Origin of the sequence: Afipia felis ATCC 53690 (assembly GCF_000314735.2) — a bacterium.
Lineage (GTDB): Bacteria > Pseudomonadota > Alphaproteobacteria > Rhizobiales > Xanthobacteraceae > Afipia > Afipia felis.
On record NZ_KB375270.1, the window covers coordinates 1,000,767 to 1,023,589 of the forward strand.

At 61.6% G+C, this 22,823-nt stretch carries 17 protein-coding genes; 4 read left to right on the forward strand and 13 right to left on the reverse strand.

Annotated features, from left to right (window positions below):
* Positions 1-8: 8 nt before the first annotated feature.
* The 7 genes from HMPREF9697_RS04820 to HMPREF9697_RS04850 all read right to left on the reverse strand — a co-directional run bounded on the left by HMPREF9697_RS04820 (position 9) and on the right by HMPREF9697_RS04850 (position 7,259).
* Entirely contained in the window at positions 9-416 is a 408-nt protein-coding gene (locus tag HMPREF9697_RS04820) for a HesB/IscA family protein (protein ID WP_002716038.1), read from the reverse strand.
* 66 nt (positions 417-482) lie between these two features.
* Complete coding sequence (locus HMPREF9697_RS04825; protein WP_002716039.1) at positions 483-893, reverse strand: SUF system Fe-S cluster assembly protein; 411 nt, start codon at positions 891-893, stop codon at positions 483-485.
* Positions 890-2,155: a cysteine desulfurase gene (locus HMPREF9697_RS04830; RefSeq protein WP_040307813.1), complete on the reverse strand. Its 1,266-nt coding sequence runs from the start codon at positions 2,153-2,155 to the stop codon at positions 890-892. Before HMPREF9697_RS04830 ends, HMPREF9697_RS04825 begins: the two co-directional genes overlap by 4 nt.
* Positions 2,134-3,444 (reverse strand): Fe-S cluster assembly protein SufD, encoded by a 1,311-nt coding sequence (gene sufD / locus HMPREF9697_RS04835; RefSeq protein ID WP_002716041.1) that lies wholly within the window; start codon positions 3,442-3,444, stop codon positions 2,134-2,136. The genes HMPREF9697_RS04830 and sufD overlap by 22 nt, the downstream gene beginning before the upstream one ends.
* Before the next feature lie 12 nt (positions 3,445-3,456).
* The gene (gene sufC / locus HMPREF9697_RS04840) at positions 3,457-4,215 is read right to left on the reverse strand and encodes a Fe-S cluster assembly ATPase SufC (RefSeq protein ID WP_040308129.1); all 759 of its coding nucleotides are present in this window, start codon (positions 4,213-4,215) and stop codon (positions 3,457-3,459) included.
* A gap of 274 nt (positions 4,216-4,489) precedes the next feature.
* Positions 4,490-5,989 (reverse strand): Fe-S cluster assembly protein SufB, encoded by a 1,500-nt coding sequence (gene sufB, locus HMPREF9697_RS04845; RefSeq protein ID WP_002716043.1) that lies wholly within the window; start codon positions 5,987-5,989, stop codon positions 4,490-4,492.
* Positions 5,990-6,077: 88 nt separating this feature from the next.
* Positions 6,078-7,259 (reverse strand): cysteine desulfurase family protein, encoded by a 1,182-nt coding sequence (locus tag HMPREF9697_RS04850; RefSeq protein ID WP_002716044.1) that lies wholly within the window; start codon positions 7,257-7,259, stop codon positions 6,078-6,080.
* Between the two features lie 205 nt (positions 7,260-7,464).
* Between HMPREF9697_RS04850 and HMPREF9697_RS04855 the strand changes: the two genes are divergently transcribed.
* Positions 7,465-8,112, forward strand: a complete 648-nt coding sequence (locus HMPREF9697_RS04855) for an alpha/beta hydrolase (RefSeq protein ID WP_002716045.1) — start codon at positions 7,465-7,467, stop codon at positions 8,110-8,112.
* A 9-nt stretch (positions 8,113-8,121) separates the two neighbouring features.
* Here the strand turns inward: HMPREF9697_RS04855 and HMPREF9697_RS04860 are convergent, their stop codons facing one another.
* Positions 8,122-9,219: an anhydro-N-acetylmuramic acid kinase gene (locus tag HMPREF9697_RS04860; RefSeq protein WP_002716046.1), complete on the reverse strand. Its 1,098-nt coding sequence runs from the start codon at positions 9,217-9,219 to the stop codon at positions 8,122-8,124.
* 82 nt (positions 9,220-9,301) lie between these two features.
* Between HMPREF9697_RS04860 and tyrS the strand changes: the two genes are divergently transcribed.
* Complete coding sequence (gene tyrS / locus HMPREF9697_RS04865; RefSeq protein ID WP_002716047.1) at positions 9,302-10,573, forward strand: tyrosine--tRNA ligase; 1,272 nt, start codon at positions 9,302-9,304, stop codon at positions 10,571-10,573.
* 15 nt (positions 10,574-10,588) lie between these two features.
* Here the strand turns inward: tyrS and HMPREF9697_RS04870 are convergent, their stop codons facing one another.
* On the reverse strand, positions 10,589-14,167 hold the full coding sequence (locus HMPREF9697_RS04870; protein WP_002716048.1) for a YhdP family protein: 3,579 nt from the start codon (positions 14,165-14,167) through the stop codon (positions 10,589-10,591).
* Positions 14,168-14,431: 264 nt separating this feature from the next.
* On the opposite strand from HMPREF9697_RS04870, the gene bcp reads away from it, so the two are divergent.
* Both bcp and HMPREF9697_RS04880 read left to right on the forward strand, forming a co-directional pair.
* Positions 14,432-15,085, forward strand: coding sequence for a thioredoxin-dependent thiol peroxidase (bcp, locus tag HMPREF9697_RS04875; protein WP_002716049.1), 654 nt, complete (start codon positions 14,432-14,434; stop codon positions 15,083-15,085).
* Between the two features lie 70 nt (positions 15,086-15,155).
* On the forward strand, positions 15,156-16,505 hold the full coding sequence (locus HMPREF9697_RS04880) for a M23 family metallopeptidase (protein WP_002716050.1): 1,350 nt from the start codon (positions 15,156-15,158) through the stop codon (positions 16,503-16,505).
* 15 nt (positions 16,506-16,520) lie between these two features.
* Here the strand turns inward: HMPREF9697_RS04880 and HMPREF9697_RS04885 are convergent, their stop codons facing one another.
* From HMPREF9697_RS04885 to HMPREF9697_RS04900, 4 genes are all read right to left on the reverse strand, one after another.
* Positions 16,521-17,180: a dihydrofolate reductase family protein gene (locus HMPREF9697_RS04885; RefSeq protein WP_002716051.1), complete on the reverse strand. Its 660-nt coding sequence runs from the start codon at positions 17,178-17,180 to the stop codon at positions 16,521-16,523.
* A 22-nt stretch (positions 17,181-17,202) separates the two neighbouring features.
* Positions 17,203-18,334 (reverse strand): peptide chain release factor 2 gene (prfB, locus tag HMPREF9697_RS04890; RefSeq protein ID WP_115622221.1). Its coding sequence is split into 2 segments (ribosomal slippage): positions 17,203-18,264 and positions 18,266-18,334, totalling 1,131 coding nucleotides; the frame shifts between segments, so codons are not numbered across the junction.
* A 96-nt stretch (positions 18,335-18,430) separates the two neighbouring features.
* The gene (locus tag HMPREF9697_RS04895) at positions 18,431-20,923 is read right to left on the reverse strand and encodes a penicillin-binding protein 1A (RefSeq protein WP_002716053.1); all 2,493 of its coding nucleotides are present in this window, start codon (positions 20,921-20,923) and stop codon (positions 18,431-18,433) included.
* Positions 20,924-21,084: 161 nt separating this feature from the next.
* The gene (locus tag HMPREF9697_RS04900; RefSeq protein WP_002716054.1) at positions 21,085-22,401 is read right to left on the reverse strand and encodes an N-acetylmuramoyl-L-alanine amidase; all 1,317 of its coding nucleotides are present in this window, start codon (positions 22,399-22,401) and stop codon (positions 21,085-21,087) included.
* Positions 22,402-22,823: the final 422 nt, after the last annotated feature.

Consider the following 22,823-nt stretch of genomic DNA (forward strand, 5'->3'; position numbering starts at 1 on the left):
CTGCGGCTCTAGCCATCGACCTTCGCAGGCGTCAACTGCACGGACTCGCCGCAGCCGCATGCGCCGGTCTGGTTCGGATTGTTGAAGACGAACTGCGCCGCCATCTTGTCCACCTTGAAATCCATCTCGGTGCCAAGCAGGAACAGAACGGCCTTCGGGTCGACCAAAATCTTCACGCCCTTATCCTCCACGACCTCGTCGGTCGGGCGGATATCGTGCGCGTATTCGACGGTGTATTCCATGCCAGCGCAGCCGCCGTTCTTGATGCCGACGCGCAGGCCCACAATCTCGGAATCCGCGCGCGACGAGAGTTCGCGAACGCGACTGGCAGCAGCATCCGTCAAGCGCATCACTTGAGGACGCGGACGGACCGGCTTGGCGGCAGAGGCAGGAGCGTTAGGGGTCATACCCGTCATTTGGCTACTTCCTTCGGCATTTCAATGCCGGACACAATCACGCCAGAATTCCGCGATTCGTCCAAATCACCACATATTGAGAACAAGACGGGCTTCATCGGACATCCGGTCCGGCGTCCACGGCGGTTCCCAGATTACGTTCACAGTCACCGGGCCAACGCCCGGCACGCTTGCGATGGCGTTCTCGACGAAATTCGGCAGATCGCCGGCGGCGGGACAGTTCGGCGTGGTCAGCGTCATTTGCACGTCCACGGCCCGGTCGTCCTTGATGTCGACCTTATAGATCAAACCGAGTTCGTAGATGTCGGCCGGAATTTCCGGGTCATAGACGGTTTTCAGCGCGGCCACGATGTCCGCCCCAAGCCGTTCGGTTTCCTCCGGCGCCAGCGCCGAGGTGGTGTCCACCCGGTTCGCAGCGTCGGCCGGTTTTTCAGTGGCGGCCTCTGCCGTCTTCTCTGCGGAATCTGCTTCGCTCATGAGAAAAGCTCTCCTGCCTTGACAAGCGCCTGTGCCAGGTGATCGACCTCGGCCCGGGTATTATACATCCCGAACGAGGCCCGGCAGGTCGCCGTCACGTTGAATCGCTCCAGAAGCGGCATCACGCAATGCGTACCTGCCCGCACCGCGATGCCCGCCCGGTCGATGACGGTCGCCACATCGTGCGGATGCGCGCCCTTCATCTCAAACGAAATCACCGGCCCCTTGTTCTTCGCGGTGCCGATCAGCCGCAGCGAATTGATCTCGCGCAGCCGCTCGGTGGCGTAGACGAGCAGATCGTGCTCATGGGCTGCGATGCGCTCCTTGCCGATGGAGTTCACGTAATCGATCGCGGCACCGAGCCCGATCGACTCAACGATCGCCGGCGTGCCCGCCTCGAACTTGTGCGGCGGGTCGCCATAAGTAACCCAGTCCTGCGCTACCTCGCGGATCATCTCGCCGCCGCCGTTGAACGGGCGCATCGCGACCAGATGCTCGTATTTGGCGTACAGCGCGCCGATCCCGGTCGGGCCGTAAATCTTGTGCCCGGTGCAGACGTAGAAGTCGCAATCGATGTCCTGCACATCGATCGTCATATGCACGGCAGCCTGGCTGCCGTCGACCAGCACCGGAATGCCCCGCGCATGCGCGATCCGGACGACCTCCTTCACCGGCACCACGGTGCCGAGTGCGTTCGACATCTGGGTGATGGCAACGAGCTTGGTCTTCGATGTCAGGAGCTTCTCGAATTCCTCGATCAGAAAATTGCCTTCATCGTCCACCGGCGCCCATTTCAGCACCGCACCCTTGCGCTCCCGCAAAAAGTGCCACGGCACGATATTGGAATGATGCTCCATGATCGAGAGAACGATCTCGTCGCCCTCCTTGATATTCGGTTCGCCCCATGACGACGCCACGAGGTTGATCGCCTCGGTCGCGTTGCGGGTGAAAATGATCTCTTCCCTGCGTGCGGCATTGAGGAACGCGGCAACCTTGGTACGGCCGCCCTCATAGGCATCCGTCGCCGCATTGGCGAGATAATGCAAGCCGCGATGTACGTTGGCGTATTCAGAATGATAAGCCTGCGTCATCCGTTCCAGCACAGCGTTCGGCTTCTGCGCCGACGCAGCGTTGTCGAGATACACCAGCGGCTTGCCGTACACCTTCGTCGCCAGCGCGGGAAAATCCGCCCGGATTTTCTCGACGTCATATGAGCCATTGGCGACCGCGGGATGCATCGTCACCCCCGCGCCGCCAGCCATCGCTCGGCTGTCGCAATTGCGATGTCACGCAAATCGTCATCGACGATGGACTCGATCGCTTCGCCGACGAAGGCCGCGATCAGAAGACCCTGCGCTTCCTTCTCCGGCAAACCACGTGCACGGAGATAGAACAGTAACTCCTCGTCGATCGCGCCCGCGGTTGCACCGTGGCCGCAAGCCACGTCGTCCGCGAAAATCTCGAGCTCCGGCTTGTTGTCGGCCTCCGCCTCATCGGACAGAAGAAGCGCGCGCGTCATCATCTTGCCGTCAGTCTTCTGTGCGATCTGACGGACGATGATGCGGCCCTGGAATACCGAGTGGGACTGATCGTCCAGCACCGCGCGGAACACCTCACGGCTGATGCAGTTCGGTACCGTATGGTCGACGATCAGCGTGGTGTCGCCATGACGACGGCTGCCGAGCAGGTTCACGCCGTTAGTCGACAGTTCGCTCCCCTCACCCGCGAAGGTGATGAAGCCCTGATAACGGCTGACCGCAGCACCTTGCGTGAGACCAAACGTATTCAGCTTGACGCGTGCGCCGAGCCGGAACGCTGCCGTAGTGATGTTGGCAGCATCACGCGCGTCTTCCATCAGGCGCACATGCTGCAGCTCGGTGTCATCGCCGACCGACACTTCCACCTGATCGTAAACCTGATAGGCCGACGCGCCCTCGGCACCGACGAAGCTCTCGACCAGCGTCACGCGGGCCTTGTTGCCGATCCGGACATGCGAGCGCGTCACGGCCGAGGCCGACGATGCGGTTGCGATATGCGCGATATGAAGCGGCTGGTTCAGGGTCACACCGTCATCCACGGTCACGACCAAGCCATCGGTCGCCAATGCCGTGTTCAGCGAGATCATCGCGTCAGACGCAACCTTCGTCTTCAGCAGATCGGCGTTGCCCTCGCCCAGCGCATCGCGCAGCGTTTGCACGCGAACACCTTTCTCAAGCGACGACAGATCGGATAACTCGGGCGCGAACACGCCGTCCACCAGCGTCAGGCGGCAGGTATTCTCGATGCCCAGCGCAGCGATGGCCTTTGCGGCCAGTGCCAGCGTTGCCTTTTCCGGTGCCGGAGCAAGCAGATTGACCGTGCGTAAAAGCGCGCGCAGGTCGGTATACTTCCATTCCTCGATCCGCCGATGCGGCAAGCCACGCTCAGCAAAATCATCGAAGGCCGCCTTGCGTGCACTCGCGACCAGGCCATCGCCCGGCAGGCGCGAGCGCGCCTCGGCGAACAAGTCGCCGTATGGCTGCTCCGTCGGTTTGACCAATGCAACGTTCATCGCAATATCCGCCTACGCCGCTTTATCTTCGAACTGCGCATAGCCGGACTTCTCCAGCTCCAGCGCAAGATCCTTGCCACCGCTCTTCACGACGCGCCCCTTCGACATCACGTGGACGAAGTCCGGCACGATGTAGTTGAGCAACCGCTGATAGTGCGTGATGACGATCATCGAACGGCTCGGTGCGCGCAGGGCGTTGACTCCGTCTGCCGCGATGCGCAGCGCGTCGATGTCGAGACCGGAATCCATTTCATCAAGGATGCACAGGCTCGGCTCGAACAGCGCCATCTGCAGCACTTCGTTGCGCTTCTTCTCACCGCCGGAGAACCCGACATTGACGCCGCGCTTGAGCATATCCTGCGGAATGTTCAGCCGGGCCGAAACTTCGCGAACCTTCTTGAGGAAATCCGGCGTCGAGAATTCGCTCTCGCCACGCGCTTTGCGCTGCGCATTCAGCGCAGTGCGCAGGAACGTCATGGTGGCGACGCCCGGAATTTCCATCGGGTACTGGAACGCGAGGAACACACCCTTGGCGGCACGCTCGTCCGGCTCCATCTCCAAAAGGTCTTCACCCTTGAACAGAATTTCGCCGCCGGTGACATCGTAACCGGGCTTGCCCGCGATGACGTGCGACAGCGTCGACTTGCCCGAGCCGTTCGGCCCCATGATCGCGTGAACTTCGCCTTCGTTCACGGTGAGGTCGAGACCATGCAGGATCTCGTTGTCCTCGACTTGAACCTTGAGGCCTTTGACTTCGAGTAACGCGGTCATCATTTTGCCTTTCCAGAATTATCAACACTGCCCCATCGCCAGCGCCAGTCTCCGTCCGTCTTTTGTCGAGTGACGAAAACCATCACACCGGTAGCGACGGCAAGCGCGGCTATCGCAGACAGCCATGAAGTAAACGTTTGATCGTGATGGGTGAGACGTGTCACGACAGCCAGAACCACCGCGACATACACTACGATTAAAGCCCACCCTTCCCAGGTGACAGGCGTCGCGCCGTAGCCATATGCCTTTGGCCTGAACCAGAACCTGCTCACGGCTATCCCACACTTCCTTCCAGCGAAATCGAGATCAGCTTCTGCGCCTCAACTGCGAATTCCATCGGCAGTTGCTGCAGCACGTCACGCACGAACCCGTTGACGACGAGCGCAACCGCCTCCTCCTGCGAAAGACCGCGCTGCACACAATAGAACAGCATGTCTTCGGAAATCTTCGAGGTAGTCGCTTCGTGTTCGAACTGGGTCGATGAGTTCTTGGCCTCAATATACGGCACAGTGTGCGCACCGCATTTGTCACCGATCAAAAGCGAGTCACAGGCGGTAAAGTTGCGCGCGCCGGTCGCCTTGCGGTGCGCGGTGACGAGGCCGCGATAGGTGTTCTGCGACACGCCGGCCGCGATGCCCTTGGAGATGATCCGGCTCGTGGTGTTCTTGCCGAGATGAATCATCTTGGTGCCGGAATCGACCTGCTGGAAGCCGTTCGAGATCGCGATCGAGTAGAACTCGCCGCGCGAGTTGTCGCCGCGCAGGATGCAGCTCGGATATTTCCAGGTGATCGCGGAGCCGGTTTCCACCTGCGTCCACGAAATCTTGGAATTCTTGCCGCGGCAGTCACCACGCTTGGTGACGAAATTATAGATGCCACCCTTGCCTTCCGAATTGCCCGGATACCAGTTCTGCACCGTCGAGTATTTGATCTCGGCGTCGTCGTGAGCAACGAGTTCAACGACGGCGGCGTGCAACTGGTTCTCGTCGCGCTGTGGCGCGGTGCAGCCTTCGAGGTAGCTGACGTAAGCACCCTTGTCGGCGATGATGAGCGTGCGCTCGAACTGGCCGGTGTTGCGCTCGTTGATGCGGAAATAGGTCGACAATTCCATCGGGCAACGCACGCCCGGCGGGATGTAGACGAACGAGCCGTCGGAGAACACGGCCGAGTTCAGCGTGGCGAAGAAGTTGTCCGAAGTCGGCACGACCGAGCCGAGATACTTCTTCACCAGTTCGGGGTGTTCGCGGATCGCTTCCGAGATCGGCATGAAGATCACGCCGGCCTTCTTCAACTCTGCCTGGAATGTAGTGGCGACCGACACGGAATCGAACACGGCGTCGACAGCGACGCGGCGCTCGCTCACATCGTTACCGTCCTCGTCCTTGCGGACGACGCCTTCGAGCACTTCGACTTCGCGCAGCGGGATGCCGAGCTTCTCGTAGGTCTTGAGAATTTCGGGATCGATCTCGTCGAGAGAAGAGATCTCCTTCTTCTTTTTCGGCGCGGCGTAATAGTAGAGATCCTGATAGTCGATCTTCGGATACTCGACGCGCGCCCAGGTCGGCTCCTGCATGGTGAGCCAACGGCGAAACGCCTCCAGACGCCATTCCAGCATCCAGGCGGGCTCGTTCTTCTTGGCGGAAATGAACCGGACGGTGTCTTCAGTCAGGCCGCGGGCGGCCTTTTCCGATTCAATCTGGGTCTCAAACCCATAACGGTATTGATCGACGTCGATCTGGCGAACCCGATCGACCGTCTCCTGGACGGCTGGCATTTGACTTCTCCGCTCGCGGTTTCAAGGACCGCAGTGGGCCAACTTTGGATGTCGGACGTTCTTGTTATCGTCTATTTTTTAGAACGGTTCAAGCGACGGCATCCGACCCTTTAACTAGTACGTTTGAGAGGGATATCCAAGCCTCCAGAAGGTATTGAACCTCCGCCTCTGTGGTGTCCCAGCCCAGACTCAAACGCACGGCTCCCTGAGCCTTAATGGGATCAACTCCCATCGCCGTCAGCACGGGCGAGGCATGGACTTTTCCGGAGGAACAGGCCGAGCCGGATGACACTGCCATCCCTTCCAGATCGAAGGCAATCACGGCGGTTTCCGCCTTCATGCCAGGCGCTGAGAATAAGGTGGTGTTTGGCAGTCGTGGAACATCGCTGGAAAAGATCGTGATTTCAGGCGTTACCGAGCGGAGGCCCGACTCGAGCTTGGCCCGAAGCTTTTGCATTCGCGCTGTTGCAGCCGCACCCGCATCGAGATACGCGGCCACGGCGGCTCCAAACGCAGCAATCCCGGGGAGGTTTTCGGTTCCGCCCCTACGGCCCTTCTCCTGACCTCCGGCGGAGACCAGCGGCTCAAAACCGGCAAGGCGTTCGGTCAGGATCAAAGCACCAGTGCCCTTGGGGCCACCAATCTTGTGCGCAGAAATTGATAGAAGATCAGCGCCCAACAAATTGATATCAATATCAATTTTTCCAAATCCCTGGACTGCATCGACGTGCAGGATGCCGTGGGCGGCATGGACGAGTTCCGCTATTTCCGCGATCGGCTGGATCGCTCCCGTCTCGTTATTGGCGAGCATCACCGAGACCAGTGCCGGTTCACCTTTCTCAAGGAGGGACTGCAACCGCCCAACGTCCACAACGCCGGAGGGTGTCACTGGGGCGGTATGCACATTCTCAACCGGGAAACGGCCGCCGGATCGTACGGAGGAATGCTCGATCGCGGAGACAATCAACCGCGTCGCTACATCGCCGTTACGGCGCAATCCAGGCGTGAGTGCGAGCGCATTGGCCTCGGTTCCACCGGAGGTGAAAACCACATCAGCACTGCGTGCGCCAAGTGCCTTGGCAATGTTGGCGCGGGCATCTTCGATGATTTTCCGCGCGGCCCGGCCTTCCGCGTGAACTGAGGACGGGTTCCCCTGCAGATCCATGGCCTGCAGCATCACCGCCTTGGCCTGCGAGCGCATCGGCGCAGTGGCGTTCCAGTCGAGATAGACACGTGTTTTTGCCATTTGCCGCCCGATCGCACCAACCATCACATCAACTCATTGCACTGTCGTGGTTTTCTGGCCTGTTGCGGTAATTCGCGGCGCAATATGCTTGCTTTTTCACCTGCCACCCATGTTAGAAGTCGGCCTCGTATTCGGGCGCCCTTCCTTGGCGTGGCAGCATTCTGACATTTGGCTGCGACACAGGTTTGGCGGGCACGGCGTTGAACGAGCATATTCTTTAAGGACCACGATGCCTGAAGTTATTTTCACCGGCCCCGCCGGCCGTCTTGAAGGACGCTATCACCCCGCGAAGCAGAAGAACGCCCCGATTGCGATGGTGTTGCATCCGCATCCGCAATTCCAGGGTAACATGAATCACCCGATCGTTTATCAGGTGTATTATTCATTCGTTGCTCGTGGCTTTTCTGTGCTGCGCTTCAATTTTCGCGGCGTCGGCCGCAGCCAGGGCTCGTTCGACCACGGCACCGGGGAATTGTCTGATGCGGCGGCAGCGCTCGACTGGGCACAGACGATCAATCCCGAGGCGCGCGCCTGCTGGGTCGCCGGATTCTCATTCGGCGCATGGATCGGCATGCAGCTTTTGATGCGCCGTCCGGAGGTCGAGGGCTTCATCTCGATTGCGCCGGAGCCGAACCGCTACGACTTCTCCTTCCTCGCGCCCTGCCCGTCATCGGGTCTCATCGTTCACGGCGACAAGGACATCGTCGCGCCCGCGAAGGACGTCAACACGCTGGTCGAGAAGCTCAAGACGCAGAAGGGCATCGTGATCGACCAGCAGGTCATCCCAGGCGCCAATCACTTCTTCCAGGACCGGCTCGAACCGCTGATGGAATCGATCACGTCCTATCTGGATATGCGCCTCGCCAACGTGCGCTGAGACTCACACTTACGGACGCGCCAGCACGCCGCCGCTCAGCGGCGCGCTGACGCCCGTGGTGCCGGGATAAGTCAGCGGCAATCCCTTGAGACTACGCACTGCGAGATAGGCGAACGCCTGCGCCTCGATGGCGTCACCCTGCCAGCCGAGATCGTGGCCCGTCACAACCGGCATCGGCGCCAATCGCTCGGACAGCATCTGCATCAATGTCGGATTGTTGGCACCACCGCCAACCACGATCCAGCTCGCTGGCTGGTTCGGTAACTGATCCACGATCCGCGCGATCGATGCCACAGTAAAAGCGGTGAGCGTCGCGGCACCATCCTCGAGCGTCATGCCGTCGACAGCGAAGGACGCAAAATCGTTGCGGTCGAGCGATTTCGGCGCGGGCCTGTCGAAGAACGGATGGTCGAGCGCTTGTGCTATCCAGTCGGAATCCGGTTCGCCTTGCGCGGCGATCGCGCCGCCGCGGTCCATCGCTTTCCCGATGTGCCGCATCAGATAATCGTCCAGCAGCGCATTGCCGGGTCCGGTGTCGCAGGCGATCAGCGTCTCGCCGTCGATATAGGTAATGTTGGCGACGCCGCCGATATTGACGATGCAGGCGGGCGTCGCGCAATCGGCGAGCCGCACCAGAGCGCGATGATAGACCGGCACCAGCGGCGCGCCCTGCCCGCCAGCGGCGACATCAGCGGCGCGGAGATCGTACACCACAGGCAATCCCAGCGCCTTCGCAAGCCTTTCGCCTTCGCCGATCTGGACCGTCAGCCGGTCGTGCGGCCGATGCAGAACGGTCTGGCCGTGAAAGCCGACGACATCGACCGTGGCGCGATCGATCTGGTTTGCCGCGAGAAACGATTCCACCGCCTCGGCATGTGCGCGCGTGATGAGATTTTCGGCGGCTGCAACCTCGGCCGGGCGCTCCTCGAGCCGCGCGATCTGCGGTGCGGCGTCGAGCGCCTTGTGCAGCAGTACCCGCTCCTCCTCGCTATAGGGCCGGTATCCCGTCGGCCCGAAGGATTCGATCTGCTCGCCGTCGGTCCGCAGCCACGCGATATCCACCCCGTCGAGCGAGGTGCCGCTCATCAGGCCTATCGCGTTACGCATGCCGCCCCTCCGGTTGAATTGGATGCCGGACCTGATACACCACTGAGCCTCTAAAAATCGCTAAACTGCCAAAGAGTCCCGCATGACCGCCTACAAGTCCGATTTCCTCAATGTGCTGGAACAGCGCGGACTGATCCATCAGATTTCCGACCCCGCCGCGCTGGACGATGCCTGCGCCAAGGGGCCTATCACAGCCTATGTCGGCTATGACGCGACGGCGACCAGTCTGCATATCGGCAACCTGATTTCGGTCACGATGCTCTATTGGCTGCAGCAGACCGGGCACCGCCCGATCACACTGATGGGCGGCGGCACCTCCATGGTGGGCGATCCCTCCTTCCGCGACGAGCAGCGCAAGATGCTCGACGAGGCCACAATCGCGTCCAACATCGAAGGCATCAAGAAAATCTTCGGGCGCATCCTGCGCTACGGCGACGGCCCGACCGATGCCCTGATGATCAACAATGCCGAATGGCTGCTGAAGCTGAACTACGTCTCGTTCCTGCGCGACGTCGGACGCTACTTCTCGGTCAACCGCATGCTCTCTTTCGATAGCGTGAAGTTGCGGCTCGACCGCGAACAATCGCTGTCGTTCCTCGAATTCAACTACATGATCATGCAGGGCTACGATTTCGTCGAGATTAACCGCCGCTACGGTTGCATCCTGCAGATGGGCGGCTCCGACCAGTGGGGCAACATCATCAACGGCGTCGATCTCAGCCACCGCATGGGCGGACCGCAGCTTTACGCGCTCACCACGCCGCTGCTCACCACCTCGTCCGGCGCGAAGATGGGTAAGACCGCGAAGGGCGCGGTCTGGCTCAACGGCGACGTGTTCAGCCCGTACGACTTCTGGCAGTACTTCCGCAACACCGAGGACGCCGATGTTGGCCGCTTCCTCAAGGTGTTCACGCGTCTGCCGCTCGACGAGATCGCAAAGCTCGAAGCGCTCGGCGGCGCGGAGATCAACGAAGCGAAGAAAATCCTCGCGACCGAAGCGACCGCCGTGGTGCATGGCCGCGAGGCCGCCGAGGAAGCGGCCGAAACCGCGCGGCGCACATTCGAGGAAGGCACGATCGCCGAGAGCCTGCCGACAATAGAAATGCGAAAAGACGGCCGCGATTTTTTCTTCGGACCAGAAGGCCTGCCCATTCTTATTGCCGTTCAACTAGCCGGACTCGCAAAATCGACTGGCGAAGCTCGAAGACACATTGAAGGGCGGGGTATCAAAGTCAATGACGAGACTGTCACCAGCATCATGATGAAGCTGAATCCTACGCAACATTTAACGCCACAAGGCGTTATCAAACTCTCACTCGGAAAAAAACGACACGTTCTGCTGAAGCCGGTCTGACGGACTTCGTGCCGTTTACTGCATGGACTGGAAATCCGGCGGCAGGCTTTGCTGCTTGCCGGTGTTGAAGTCGAAAATCTTGCGCAGCACGCCCGGCGCCATCGCCGAGATCGGATTGACGCGCAGCACGGGCGCGCCCGGCGTGCCGACGACTTCATAGGTCACGCCGATTAGTCCCTCGTTGCTGCCGCCGCCGAGCACCAGGCCCACAATCGGAATCTGCCCGAACATGTTGTTGAGCCCGTACATCGGCACGAAGGTGCCGCTCATCCGCACCTGATTGGATGTATAATCGATGTCACCCTCAATGGTCGCGCCGACGGCAGGCCCGCGCACCACGCCGTCCTTGATCCGAAGCTGGCCGGTCTGGCGGGTGAATTCGGTGCGCATGCGCGTGAAGGCAATGCCCTTCGGATTGACGTTGCCGCCATTGTTGACCACGCGGTCCAGCGCCGCCTCTCCCTTGACAGTGAAATCGGTGACGTTGAGGAGTCCCTCCTGCGGCGTATCATCAGCCGTCGGCGTATCCATCGCCACCCACATCTCGCCGCCGACCATCTTCGAATAGGTGTCGGTGAAACGGAAGAGCGCTCCCGCATCGTGTGTTTCGACGAACAGCAAATCGCGGCCTCCCCGCCCGCGCGAGCGCAGGCTACCGGTCACCGGCGTGTCCCGCCCCAGTTTTCCGGACAGCGAAAAAGCACGGATCGTGCCGGCACGCCGCGATAGCTTGAGATCGACGCTGCGAAGCGCTTCGCCATAATAACCTGCAATCGCACCAAGCTTGGCATCGACATCAAAATTGTCGAGCTTGACCGCCGACTTGCCGGCGTTGCTCTTCGTGCTGCCGGACAGTGCGCTCTTGATGAACCCGCGTCCGTCGAACACGTCGCCACGCAGCGTGACCTTGAGCGAGCCGTCGCTCGTCCGCTCCGCCCTGAGCGAAGCCTTGTCGCCTTCGGACGGTGAGAACGTCGGAAATACCGCGCTGACCAGATCATTATTCTGATCAACTTCGACGGTCCCCTTGATCGATGTCCCGCTGCCGTCGATGACGACATCCTCGAAGCGCGTGCCTTGCGGCTTGTGAACCACGTTGAAAGTGATACGGCCTGCCTTACCGGCGAGTTTGGTCCAGCCCGGCAGGATGTTGTCGATCTTGGCGGGCGTAAGATCCGCCTCTACGCCGAGCTTGCTGTCGTCGCCACCGATCTTGCCGCTGATCTTCACCGGGATCGCGCCAGAGACACTCGGTCCGAGGTCGACCCCGAGCTTGGCACGCGCGTTGTCGTCCAGCGTCGCCGCGAGACGGATGTCCGCATCGCCGTCGGCATCCTTGTGATAATCGATCGAAGCTGGCTGACCCGCGATCTTCACGTCGCCCTTGACGCGATACCCCTGATTGTCGGCAACGAGCTTGAGCGCATTGGCTTCCAGCTTCTGGTTCATCGCGAGCTTGTCGATCGAGATGGCGCCGAGATCGACGTTGACGGAATATTTGGTGTCTTCCTTGGTCAGCGCGGTCTTCAGCGGCATGTTCAGCGTGATGACCGCCGCGACATTACCCTTGCTGGTGGCGGGATCGATCATGTTCCCGCTCACGTCTTTTAGCCGGTCCGATTGCAGGATTTCGGCGGCAGCCGGCACCGGTCCGTCGATGCGGAATCGCACGCTGGCGGGCGCGGGCTTCGGCACCAGATCAGGAACCTGGAACAGGACATCGGAGATCGTGAGCTTGCGCCCAGCCGGCGTATCGACGCCGCCCTGACCGATTGTGACCTTCACCGTCCTGCCGCTAACATGGCCTTTCATATCAGCGTTGTGGACCACAGGCATTTCGTCCAGCGGGTGCAGTTCTACGCCTGACGCCGAGAAATCGACCGACAGACCCTCATCCGGAATCGGCGGACCGCCACGCGCAAGCGTATGGATCGGCGCATTCACCGCGATATCGAGATGCTGCAGCGTGCCGCTGTTAACGCGATCGATCAACCATTCGCGCACTTCCGGGGCGATCAGGATCGGCCAGATGTTCTTCAGCGTCGACGCAGGCATCGCCGTGGTGGCAAGACCGAGTTGGACCTGTGCCGCCGGTACCGAGTAATCGACCGCGCCTGAGCCCGCAACTCCGACATCCCCGTTGCTGATATCGCACTGGGTCATGACGATCCGGCGATGTTCGGTATCGAACCGCAACCGCACCGCAATGCGATTGAAGATGACCGGATTTTCGCCTTTGGGACCGGCGAGCAGGATCGTTCCGCCAGACAGGCCGAGCTGCCAGTTCGGCGTGCGTCCGTTGGGAGCTTCGAGATGCGCGAGCGATGTCACGCGATTGCTGCCCGATGCAATCTGGAACGGCGCGACCATGACGCGCCTCCCTGCATCCCAATCGAGCCGCGCCTCGATGTGATCGATCGCCATCGGATAGTCCGGCGTGGCGCGATCGATGATGCTGCCCCTGCCGATGGACAGGACGCCGCCGAGATAGGTCGGCAAGCCGTCGCGACCGACCTCGCCCTTGATCTCGCCGCTCAGCAACATGCCATCGGTGGTGTAGGTGAAGTCCTTCAGCCGCGCGGCGAGGATCAAGTTCTTGGTCGGCACCTTGTTGGCGACGAGTTCGACGGGGCGCACGCCGTTCGCTGGCGCGCCGACGCCGACGCGCAGCGACCAGGCGTCAGCGCCTTCCTCGCCCACGGTCATAACGACGCCGCCCGCAGACGGCCGCCTCAGGCTAAGGCTGATATTGTCGAAGGAAAATTTCGTCTTGCTCTGCTGGTCGTCGACCAGCAGCGAGCCGTTGCGCAAACCGATCTCGTTCAGACTCTGACCGTCGAGCCCCCTGGAGCCGAGCGTGTCGAGCCAGTTCATCACGGCAAGCAGGCCGGGCGCGGACGCCGGAACCGCTGACGGCTGTTGTCCCGACGCAACCGGTGTCTGCGGATAGTCTGGCGGCGCGATCACCAACGGTTTCGTCGGCACCTTGCCCGTGGCGAGCGGCTGCGTGGTGCCCGCGGTCGAAACGATCACTTCGCCGTCCGGCGTAATCCGCACCGACAATTCGGCATCGACGAGTCGCAGCGTCTCTGCACGCAGCGTGCCGAACAGAAGCGCCATGCCGGACAGGCGGACTTCCGCTTTCGGCGCGCTCGCGACGATTGCCTTGTTATGGTCGCGCACCACGATGTCACGCAGGCGTACCGCGACTCTGATCCGCCCTGCGCGTTCGATCTGAGTGCCGCCGACCTCGACGGTGTGGTCGCGCCCGAGGTTCTGCTCGATGGCGGAAGCAAGCCACGGGGTGACGACGTCAAGATTGATCGGCCCCGCACCGAGACGCAGCCACAATCCGAAAAAGCCGACACCGAAGATGACGGCGAGAACACCAAAAGTGGCGAGGGTCCGGCGCAGCCAGACGGTATCCAGAATCCGATGCGTGAGCCTTGTGAACGGCGCGGTCAGGCGATGCAGGCCGACGCGGCGGCGCTTCAGCAGACGGCGTGCCTGATGGCAGCGCTCATCCTCCCACTCGGGAGCATCCCAATGGCTGGTCTGAGGTCGCGACGCTTTCTGAGGCTTCGAGTCCTGCATTGCCTCACGTTGGCGTTGAGCGTTGATCGGCAGCGGTGCAGGTTCTGATCGCCGGAAAAAAGGGCTCAGAACGCGGCATGCGACAAATCCCGTCTGTTATATATCCCGTCCAACAGCGGGCGTGGCGAATCCCGCGTCAGTGTATCCCAAGGCCGGTAAATCCCAAGGCTGGCAAATGCCCAGCAGGCGATTCCGGCAGACCCCTCACTGCCGCAGCGTCAGGCAGGGTCAATTGACGGGCTGAAAGCGACGAAAGGAAGGCGTATGGCAAGGAAAACCAACAAGAAAACCTCCAAGAAGGTCTCCGCGAAGGCGTCCAAGAAGTCACCCCGGAAAGCCGTCCCGAAAGCGGGCGGAACGAAGGCTGTTTCGCCGCGGGCCAAGACGCCACTGAACAAGATCCCCCTGAATAAGACGCCAGCGGCGGAGAAAGCTGCCGGCAAGACCCATGCTCTCGCCGAAGGCATGGCAGCACCAACCTTCCGGCTGTCTCGCGACGACGGCAGCAGCGTCTCGCTGAAGGACTTCGCCGGGCGCAACCTCGTCCTGTATTTCTATCCGCGCGCGGATACACCCGGCTGCACGCTGGAGGCCGCCGACTTCACCCGCCTCGCCTCCCGCTTCGAGGCGGCCGACACCGCGATTCTCGGCGTCTCCGCCGATCCGCAGGCCGCCCTGCAGCGCTTCCGCAAGAAGCACGCGCTCAGCATCGCCCTCGCCTCGGACGAGACGCACGCCATGCTCGAGGCTTACGGCGTGTGGGGCGAAAAAACCTTTATGGGAAGGACCTTCGACGGAATTCTTCGCACAACGGTTTGGATCGATCCAAAAGGCAAAATTGTCCGGATCTGGCGGAACGTCAAAGTCGCGGGCCATGCCGAAGCAGTGCTCGACGCCATTCGCGGGGTGTTTTCCTGAATATTAACCATGACGGTGTCAGATCGTCTCCGGCAGCCGCGCCGCTTGTTTGGCCGGCTCAGGAGTTCCGATGTCGCCGCCCTACCGTCAACACGCCTACACGCCCCACCACCATCCGCATGATGACGGGCGCCAAATGCCCCGCCGTCCGCCCTCATCACCGGCCCGAAACACCCCGCAGCCGCGATCCAACCCCCATAGCTACGCCCTCGTCCATCACGGCAAGCAGGTCCGCGTCGGGCCGGTCGTGTTCTGGATCATCACGGGCTCGATCATCCTGATGGGCGCGTGGTCGGCAGCGACCGCAACCTATTTTGCCTTTCGCGACGATGTGCTGACGCGTCTGATCGCCCGGCAAGCCGAGATGCAATACGCCTATGAAGATCGCATCGCAGAGCTTCGCTCCCGCATCGATCGTACGACGAGCCGTCAGTTGCTCGACCAGGAAGACTACGATCAGAAACTTTCACAGATCCTGCGCCGCCAGTCCACGCTCGAATCTCGCACCAATGCGCTGATGGGCCTGCCGGACAATGCGCCGACCGGTTCGATCCGGCCCTCGCATACGCCGCGTGGCGCGCCGAAGCCCTCCCCGATCAACGACATCGCGCCCGTCGAGACCACACCAGCCGATCGCGAAGCACGCCTCGGCGTGCGACCTTCGATTTTCGGCACGTCGCACAGCCGCATGGCGGCCAAACATGAATCAAACAAGGTGCTGGCACGTCTGGAGTCCTCTCTCGACAAGATCGAGAACCGGCAGATCGCAAGCCTGAACGCGGCCGAAAACCGTTACGACACGCGACTGCAGCGCGTGCGCGGCCTGATCTCCGATCTCGGGCTGAACATGGCGAAGCTCGAGGCCGCGACGCCGCGAGGCCATGTCGGCGGCCCCTATGTTCCGGTACGCGCTCCGGCGGCGAGCGCCAGCCCCTTTGACAAACAACTCTACCGCGTCGCATTGAGCCGCGCGCAGGTCGACAAGCTCAACCGCACGCTCGCGATGGTACCCTATCGCAAGCCGGTGGTCGGTGAGATTGAACTGTCCTCCGGCTTCGGCGTCCGCAACGACCCATTCTTGGGACGGCCGGCGATGCACACCGGCCTCGACTTCCGCGCCTCGACCGGCGACCCGGTGCGCGCCACCGCCGACGGCAGGGTCACGTCCGCCGGCTGGGCGGGCGGCTACGGGCGTATGGTCGAAATCGATCACGGCAACGGACTTGCGACCCGTTACGGGCATATGTCGCAAATCGACGTCAAGGTCGGCGATATCGTGAAAACCGGCGCAGTGGTCGGCGAAGTCGGCTCGACCGGCCGCTCAACCGGTCCGCATCTGCACTATGAGACGCGGATCAACGGCGAAGCCGTCGATCCGCAGCGTTTCCTGCGTGCCGGTACACGTTTCGCTCAGGGCTGAGTCTTACTTGCCTGTTCAATCCTTGCGATGAAATCGCAGATGCATCGCACTCGGTGTCGCGACATGCTCGCGGACCGTGTAGCCGAGCACAGAAAGATCAATACCTTCAAAAAGAGCCTCACCGCGCCCCAGGAGAACCGGCGACATCGCGATGTGCAAATCGTCGATCAGCCCTGCGCGAAGATATTCACGGATCGTTGCGACGCCGCCGCCGACCCGAATGTCCTTGCTGCCGGCAGCCTGTCGCGCACGGTCAAGGGCCGCCTCGATCCCGTCCGTTACGAAATGAAAGACAGTGCCGCCCCTCATCGTGATTGGCGCGCGCGCGTGGTGGGTCAGGACAAAAACCGGACAGTGATAAGGCGGCTCCTCGCCCCACCAACCTTTCCAGGACTCATCCGGCCAAGCGCCGCGAACCGGGCCGAACATGTTGCGCCCCATGATCCACGCGCCGAGATTCTCAAAGCCCATCGCGGCCAAATCGTCGTCAGGGCCGGTTGCGCCGCCGTCCTTCCCAAAGACCTTTTTCTGGAATGTGCGCGTGCCCATGGCCCATTGATGCAGGCCAAACCCGCCAACGCCGAGCGGAGTGTCGAGGCTCTGATCGGGGCCAGCACCATAGCCATCGAAGGAAACCGAGAAGCTGCGAACGATTAGTTTGCCTTGTGCATTCATCGCAGCTCCTTACAAAGAAAAATCAGTCCACGTCCTCGATCTGGCCGGGCGCGGTGCCGAAAGCCTTCTGCGCCAATGTCGCGGCCATGAACTCGTCGAGATCGCCGTCGAGCACGCCTGACGTGTCGGATGTCTGCACGCCGGTGCGCAGGTCCTTTACCATCTGATACGGCTGCAGCACGTAAGAGCGGATCTGATGACCCCAGCCGATGTCGGTCTTGGCGGCTTGATCGGCGGCAGCCTGCTCCTCGCGACGCTTCAGCTCGATCTCGTACAACCGCGCGCGCAGCATGTCCCACGCCTGCGCGCGGTTCTTGTGCTGCGAACGCCCGGCCTGACAGACCACTGCGACGCCGGTCGGAATATGCGTGAGGCGCACCGCGGATTCGGTCTTGTTGACGTGCTGGCCGCCCGCACCGCCCGAACGCATGGTGTCAACGCGCACATCGGACTCGTTGATGTCGATCTTGATCGAATTATCGACGACCGGAAAAATCGCGATGCTCGAAAACGACGTGTGCCGCCGCGCGTTCGAATCGTACGGCGAAATGCGCACGAGGCGATGCACCCCGGCTTCGGTCTTGAGCCAGCCATAGGCGTTGTGGCCACTGATCTGGATCGTCGCGGACTTGATGCCCGCTTCTTCGCCCTGGGTTTCTTCGAGATATTCGATCTTGAAACCCTTCCGCTCGGCCCAGCGCGTGTACATGCGTAGCAACATCGAAGCCCAGTCCTGGCTCTCGGTGCCGCCCGCGCCCGCATGAACTTCGAGATAGGTGTCGAACCTGTCGGCCTCGCCGGAGAGCAGCGCTTCAAGCTCCTGACGCGCAACATCCTTCTTCAGCGCCTTGAGCGCGTTCTCGGCCTCGGTCACAACGGTTTCATCGTTCTCGGCTTCGCCGAGTTCGATCATACCGACCTGATCCTCGAGTTCGCGCTCGACCTTGCCGATGCCGGTGAGCTGGCCCTCGAGAGAGGTCCGCTCCTGCATCAGCTTCTGGGCCTTCTGCGGATCGTTCCAGAGATTGGGGTCTTCGGCGAGGTTGTTCAGTTCGGCGAGACGCGCGGTTGCGGCATCGACGTCAAAGATGCCTCCTCAGCAGCCCGACTGACTGCTTAATCTCTTCGACAAGGCGTTCGACTTCAGGACGCATCGTGGTTCTTCGTCTTTCATTCACAACGAAACGCGCACGCGGCGCGCAAATCCGTGCCGCAGGACTTAGCCGCTGCGGCGCGCCGATGCAATCAGGTCAATAAAGGCCGCCGGTGCCCGGACGCATGATCGCGCGATCCGCATCGGGCGACACGGTCAGCACCTGTCCGTTGCCGTCAGCCATACCGATGGCCGCGTAATTGTCGGGCGGCGCGGTGCCCGGCTTGAACGCCTCGAGGATGGTACGGCCGCTATCGCCCGGCCCGGCCCGCATGCCGCTCTTGAGATCGACGCGGACGAGTTTGATGCCAGCAGGCACGCGGAACGGTACCGCCGGCTTGTCAGCCAATGCGACCTTGAGAAAGTCCTTGGCGATCGGCGCCGCGAGATGACCGCCGGTGCCCCCACGGCCCAGCGGTTTCGGCTTGTCGTAGCCGATATACAGGCCGACGACGACATCCGGCGAGAAGCCGACGAACCATGCATCCTTCTCTTCATTGGTGGTGCCAGTCTTGCCCGCGATCGGCTTGCCAACCTCGCGCACGACAGTCGCCGTGCCGCGCTGGACCACCCCCTCCATCATCGAGGTGATTTGGTAGGCCGTCATCGGATCGAGCACCTGCTCGCGCCGGTCGATCAGCGTTGGCTCCGGCTGGTTGTGCCAGCCTTCCGGCGCGTCACAGCCGCGGCATTCGCGCTGGTCATGCTTGTAAATCGTGTGGCCGAAGCGATCCTGAATGCGATCGATCAGCGTCGCCTTCACGCGCTTGCCGCCATTGGCGATCATCGAATACGCCGTGACCATGCGCATCACGGTCGTCTCGCCCGCGCCGAGCGCATAGGACAGATAGTTCGGCAGTTCGTCATAGACGCCGAAGCGCTTGGCGTATTCGCCGATGATCGGCATGCCGATATCCTGCGCGAGCCGCACCGTCATGTTGTTGACGGAGTGTTCGAGGCCGAAGCGCAGCGTCTGCGGTCCGTAATACTTGCCAGTCGAATAGTTTTCCGGTCGCCATACGTTGCCCGAGCCCTGATCGATTTCGATCGGGGCATCGACCACGATGCTCGACGGCGTGTAGCCGTTGTCCAGCGCGGTTGAATAGACAATCGGCTTGAACGACGAACCCGGCTGCCGGTAGGCCTGCGTGGCGCGGTTGAACTGGCTCTGGTCGAACGAAAAGCCACCGGTCATCGCCAGCACGCGGCCGGTGTTCGGGTCCATCACGATCAAACCGCCCGAGACATCGGGAATCTGACGTAACCGATACTGGCCTTCGACGACCTTGCCGTCCTTGCCGAGCAGCGGATCGACATAGACGACATCGCCCGGCGACAGTACCTGCGTGACCTTGGTCGGCGCCTTGTAGCGGGTCGGCCCAGAGGCCGCCTTGGCCCAGCGCACGCCATCCATGGTGATGAGTCCGGTCTCACGGTCCTTGGAGATCGCACCGCCGAGAACCCGCCCCGGCTGGAAGCCAACGCGCGCTGACTGATCGTTAGCCTCGAGCACGACCGCCATGCGCCACGGCGAAATGTCGGACAATGATTTGACCTCAGCGAGTTTCACGCCCCAATCACCGGCGGACAGGTCGATCTTGGTTACCGGCCCGCGCCAGCCAACCGACTCGTCGTAATTGACGAGGCCCTTGACCATCGCCTGCCGCGCCAGCACCTGCAATTTGGGATCGAGCGTGGCGCGCACCGACAGGCCGCCTTCATAGAGCTTCTTCTCGCCGTAGCGCTCAAAAATGTCACGGCGCACTTCCTCGGCGAAGTATTCACCCGCGAAGATATGCGTCGCGTTGCTGCGGCTGGTGACGACGAGCGGCTCCTTGCGGGCAGCCTGCGCATCCGCCTGGCTGATCCAGCCATTTTCGGCGAGACGATCGATCACGTAGTTACGACGCTCGACCGCACGGGCATGATTGCGAACGGGATGAAGCTGCGCAGGCGCCTTCGGCAGCGCGGCAAGATAGGCCGCTTCCGCGACCGTCAGTTCGTTGACCGACTTGTCGAAGTAGACGAGCGAGGCCGCGGCAATGCCGTAAGCGCCGAGACCGAGATAGATTTCATTGAGATAGAGTTCGAGGATCTTTTCCTTGCTGTAGGTGCGCTCAATGCGCATCGCAAGCAGAGCTTCCTTGATCTTGCGGGTGAACGACACTTCGTTCGTCAGCAGAAAGTTCTTTGCAACCTGCTGGGTGATGGTCGACGCACCCTGCGGGCGTCGGTTCGAACCGTAGTTCTGCGCATACAACAGCGCGGCGCGCGCCATGCCGGTGAAGTCGATGCCGCCGTGCTCGTAGAAATTCTTGTCCTCAGCAGCGAGGAACGCGTTGATGACCCGCTTGGGGATCGCCTGGATCGGCAGATAAAGGCGGCGCTCCTTGGCGTATTCGGCGAGTAGCGAGCCATCGGCGGCGTGAACGCGCGTCATCACCGGCGGCTCGTAGTTCTTGAGCTGGGTATAATCCGGCAGATCCTTGGAATAATGCCAGAGCAGGCCGGCGACGGCGCTGACACCGACGAGGAACAGGATCGTTCCGGCGGCAAAAAGGAACCCCAGGAAGCGCACCAGCAACCGCATTCTCAATCCATATTCAGTTAAAACGCTTCTGGCCGGGGCGATTTAGCTCGGCGCGACCGGATCGCGACGGAACCGTAGCACTGAGACAGACGCCTGCGTGCAACCGATTCAGTTTTCCCAATCCTCTATAGAGCGGAGGCTGTGTCCAAACTAGGGCTCTGTCAGGGCTTGGTGCTGGTGGACGGCCCGGCACTCATCCGTGTGGCCGGAGCGCCACCACTGGGACTGAAAAACGCACTGATCGCAGCGGAGACGGAACTGGCGGTTTTCTCCCGCCAGTTATCGGAGACGAGGTTGTGAAGGTCGCCCTTGTTCGAGACGTAACCCAGTTCGACCAGTACCGAGGGCACGTCATGCGCCTTCAGAACCCGGAACCCGGCGGATTTGAGCGGATGCTTGTGCATACGCGCCACCGTCTTCATCTCATGCATTAGGGTTTTGGCAAAACGGCTTGAAAACGCACGCGTTTCCCGCTGCGTGAGATCAATCAAGATGTCCGCCACCTCGGTCGGCTCTTCGGTCAGGTCGATACCGGCGATGGCGTCGGCCTTGTTCTCGGATTCCGCCAGCTTTTCCGCCTCGATGTCGGAGGCGCGGTCGGACAGCGTGTAGATGGTCGCGCCCTGCGCATCACCTTCCGCCCTTGGCAGCGCGTCGGCATGAATCGATACGAACAATGCCGCCGCGTGCTCGCGAGCGAACTTCACGCGCTCGCCGAGCGGAATGAAGGTGTCGTCATCGCGGGTCATCAACACGCGATATTTGCCTGACTTCTCGATCTGCTGGCGCAGCGACTTGGCAAAGGCGAGCACGAGATCCTTCTCGTTCTCGCCGGTCGGAGCCATCGTGCCGTTGTCGATGCCACCATGGCCGGGATCGAGCACGATGACGGGCCGTGAATCCTCGTGCTTCGTATCCTGCGGTGGAATCTTCGCGTTCGGATCGGCGTCGGCGACAACCGTCGGACGCAGTCCCTGTGTCGTATCCTGCCGCGTCTCGCGTTTCACTGTTTCCGCGTCGGACGCCGCGAGTTCAACCACCAGCCTTGCCGGCTGGCCGTTGGCCGCCTCCATCGCATAGGCCTTGTCGATTTTCGCCGGACCAGTCAGATCCATCACGATCCGCGAGGCGCCGGGCATCACCATGCCGTAGCGGAACGCCCGTACCAGTCCCCGGCCCGTCTTGCCACTGCCCTCCGGCAGCCGGAAGGCTATCTGGGGAATGTCGAGCACGACCCGATAAGGGTTCGCCAGCACGAAGGCGTGGACATCCACCTTACGGTCGAGATCGAGAATAAAACGGGATTGCCGTTCGTCGCCCGCGACGCGCGCATCGGATGCGACAGGCAGGCTCGCTGCAACTTCCGGGCGTGCGGGAACCGACTCGACCGCATGCGCAGCCGGGGTACCGGACAACGCCGCCCACGCGAAACCCGCGGTGGCCGCCTGTAGAACCCGGATTTTCGTCCAGCTTTTCAAGGAATCCCCCGCCTCCGGCGCCCCCTTTTATCCCAATAGGACTCCACGGTTAACCGCTCCTTACCCCGGAAATCCCGATTGCAGACTTGTGTTGCAGCCGCGTGACGCTTCCCTTGCCTTAAGGCGCCAATGCCCGTATGTTTTTCCTGCTGACGGTTTGAACTTCCGGTTGTATCGCGTTCAGCTCCCGGACCAGCGTTCGGTCTCGAAATGTCTTGAGGTCCAACGGATTGACCGGCCCTTCCTCCCAGCCAGCGCAGCGCGCGGCCGGACATTGGAAAGCCGGTTGGAGGTTTCGGGAGGCCAGGAAGCCAGACGGCAACCGGCTCGCGCCCGCAAGGACGCGGACTGCCAATCCGGCGCTGACAACGCTGGCTGGCTTTTAATGCACCCAGCTTTTGCTGGTCCCGTTGGCGAGACAA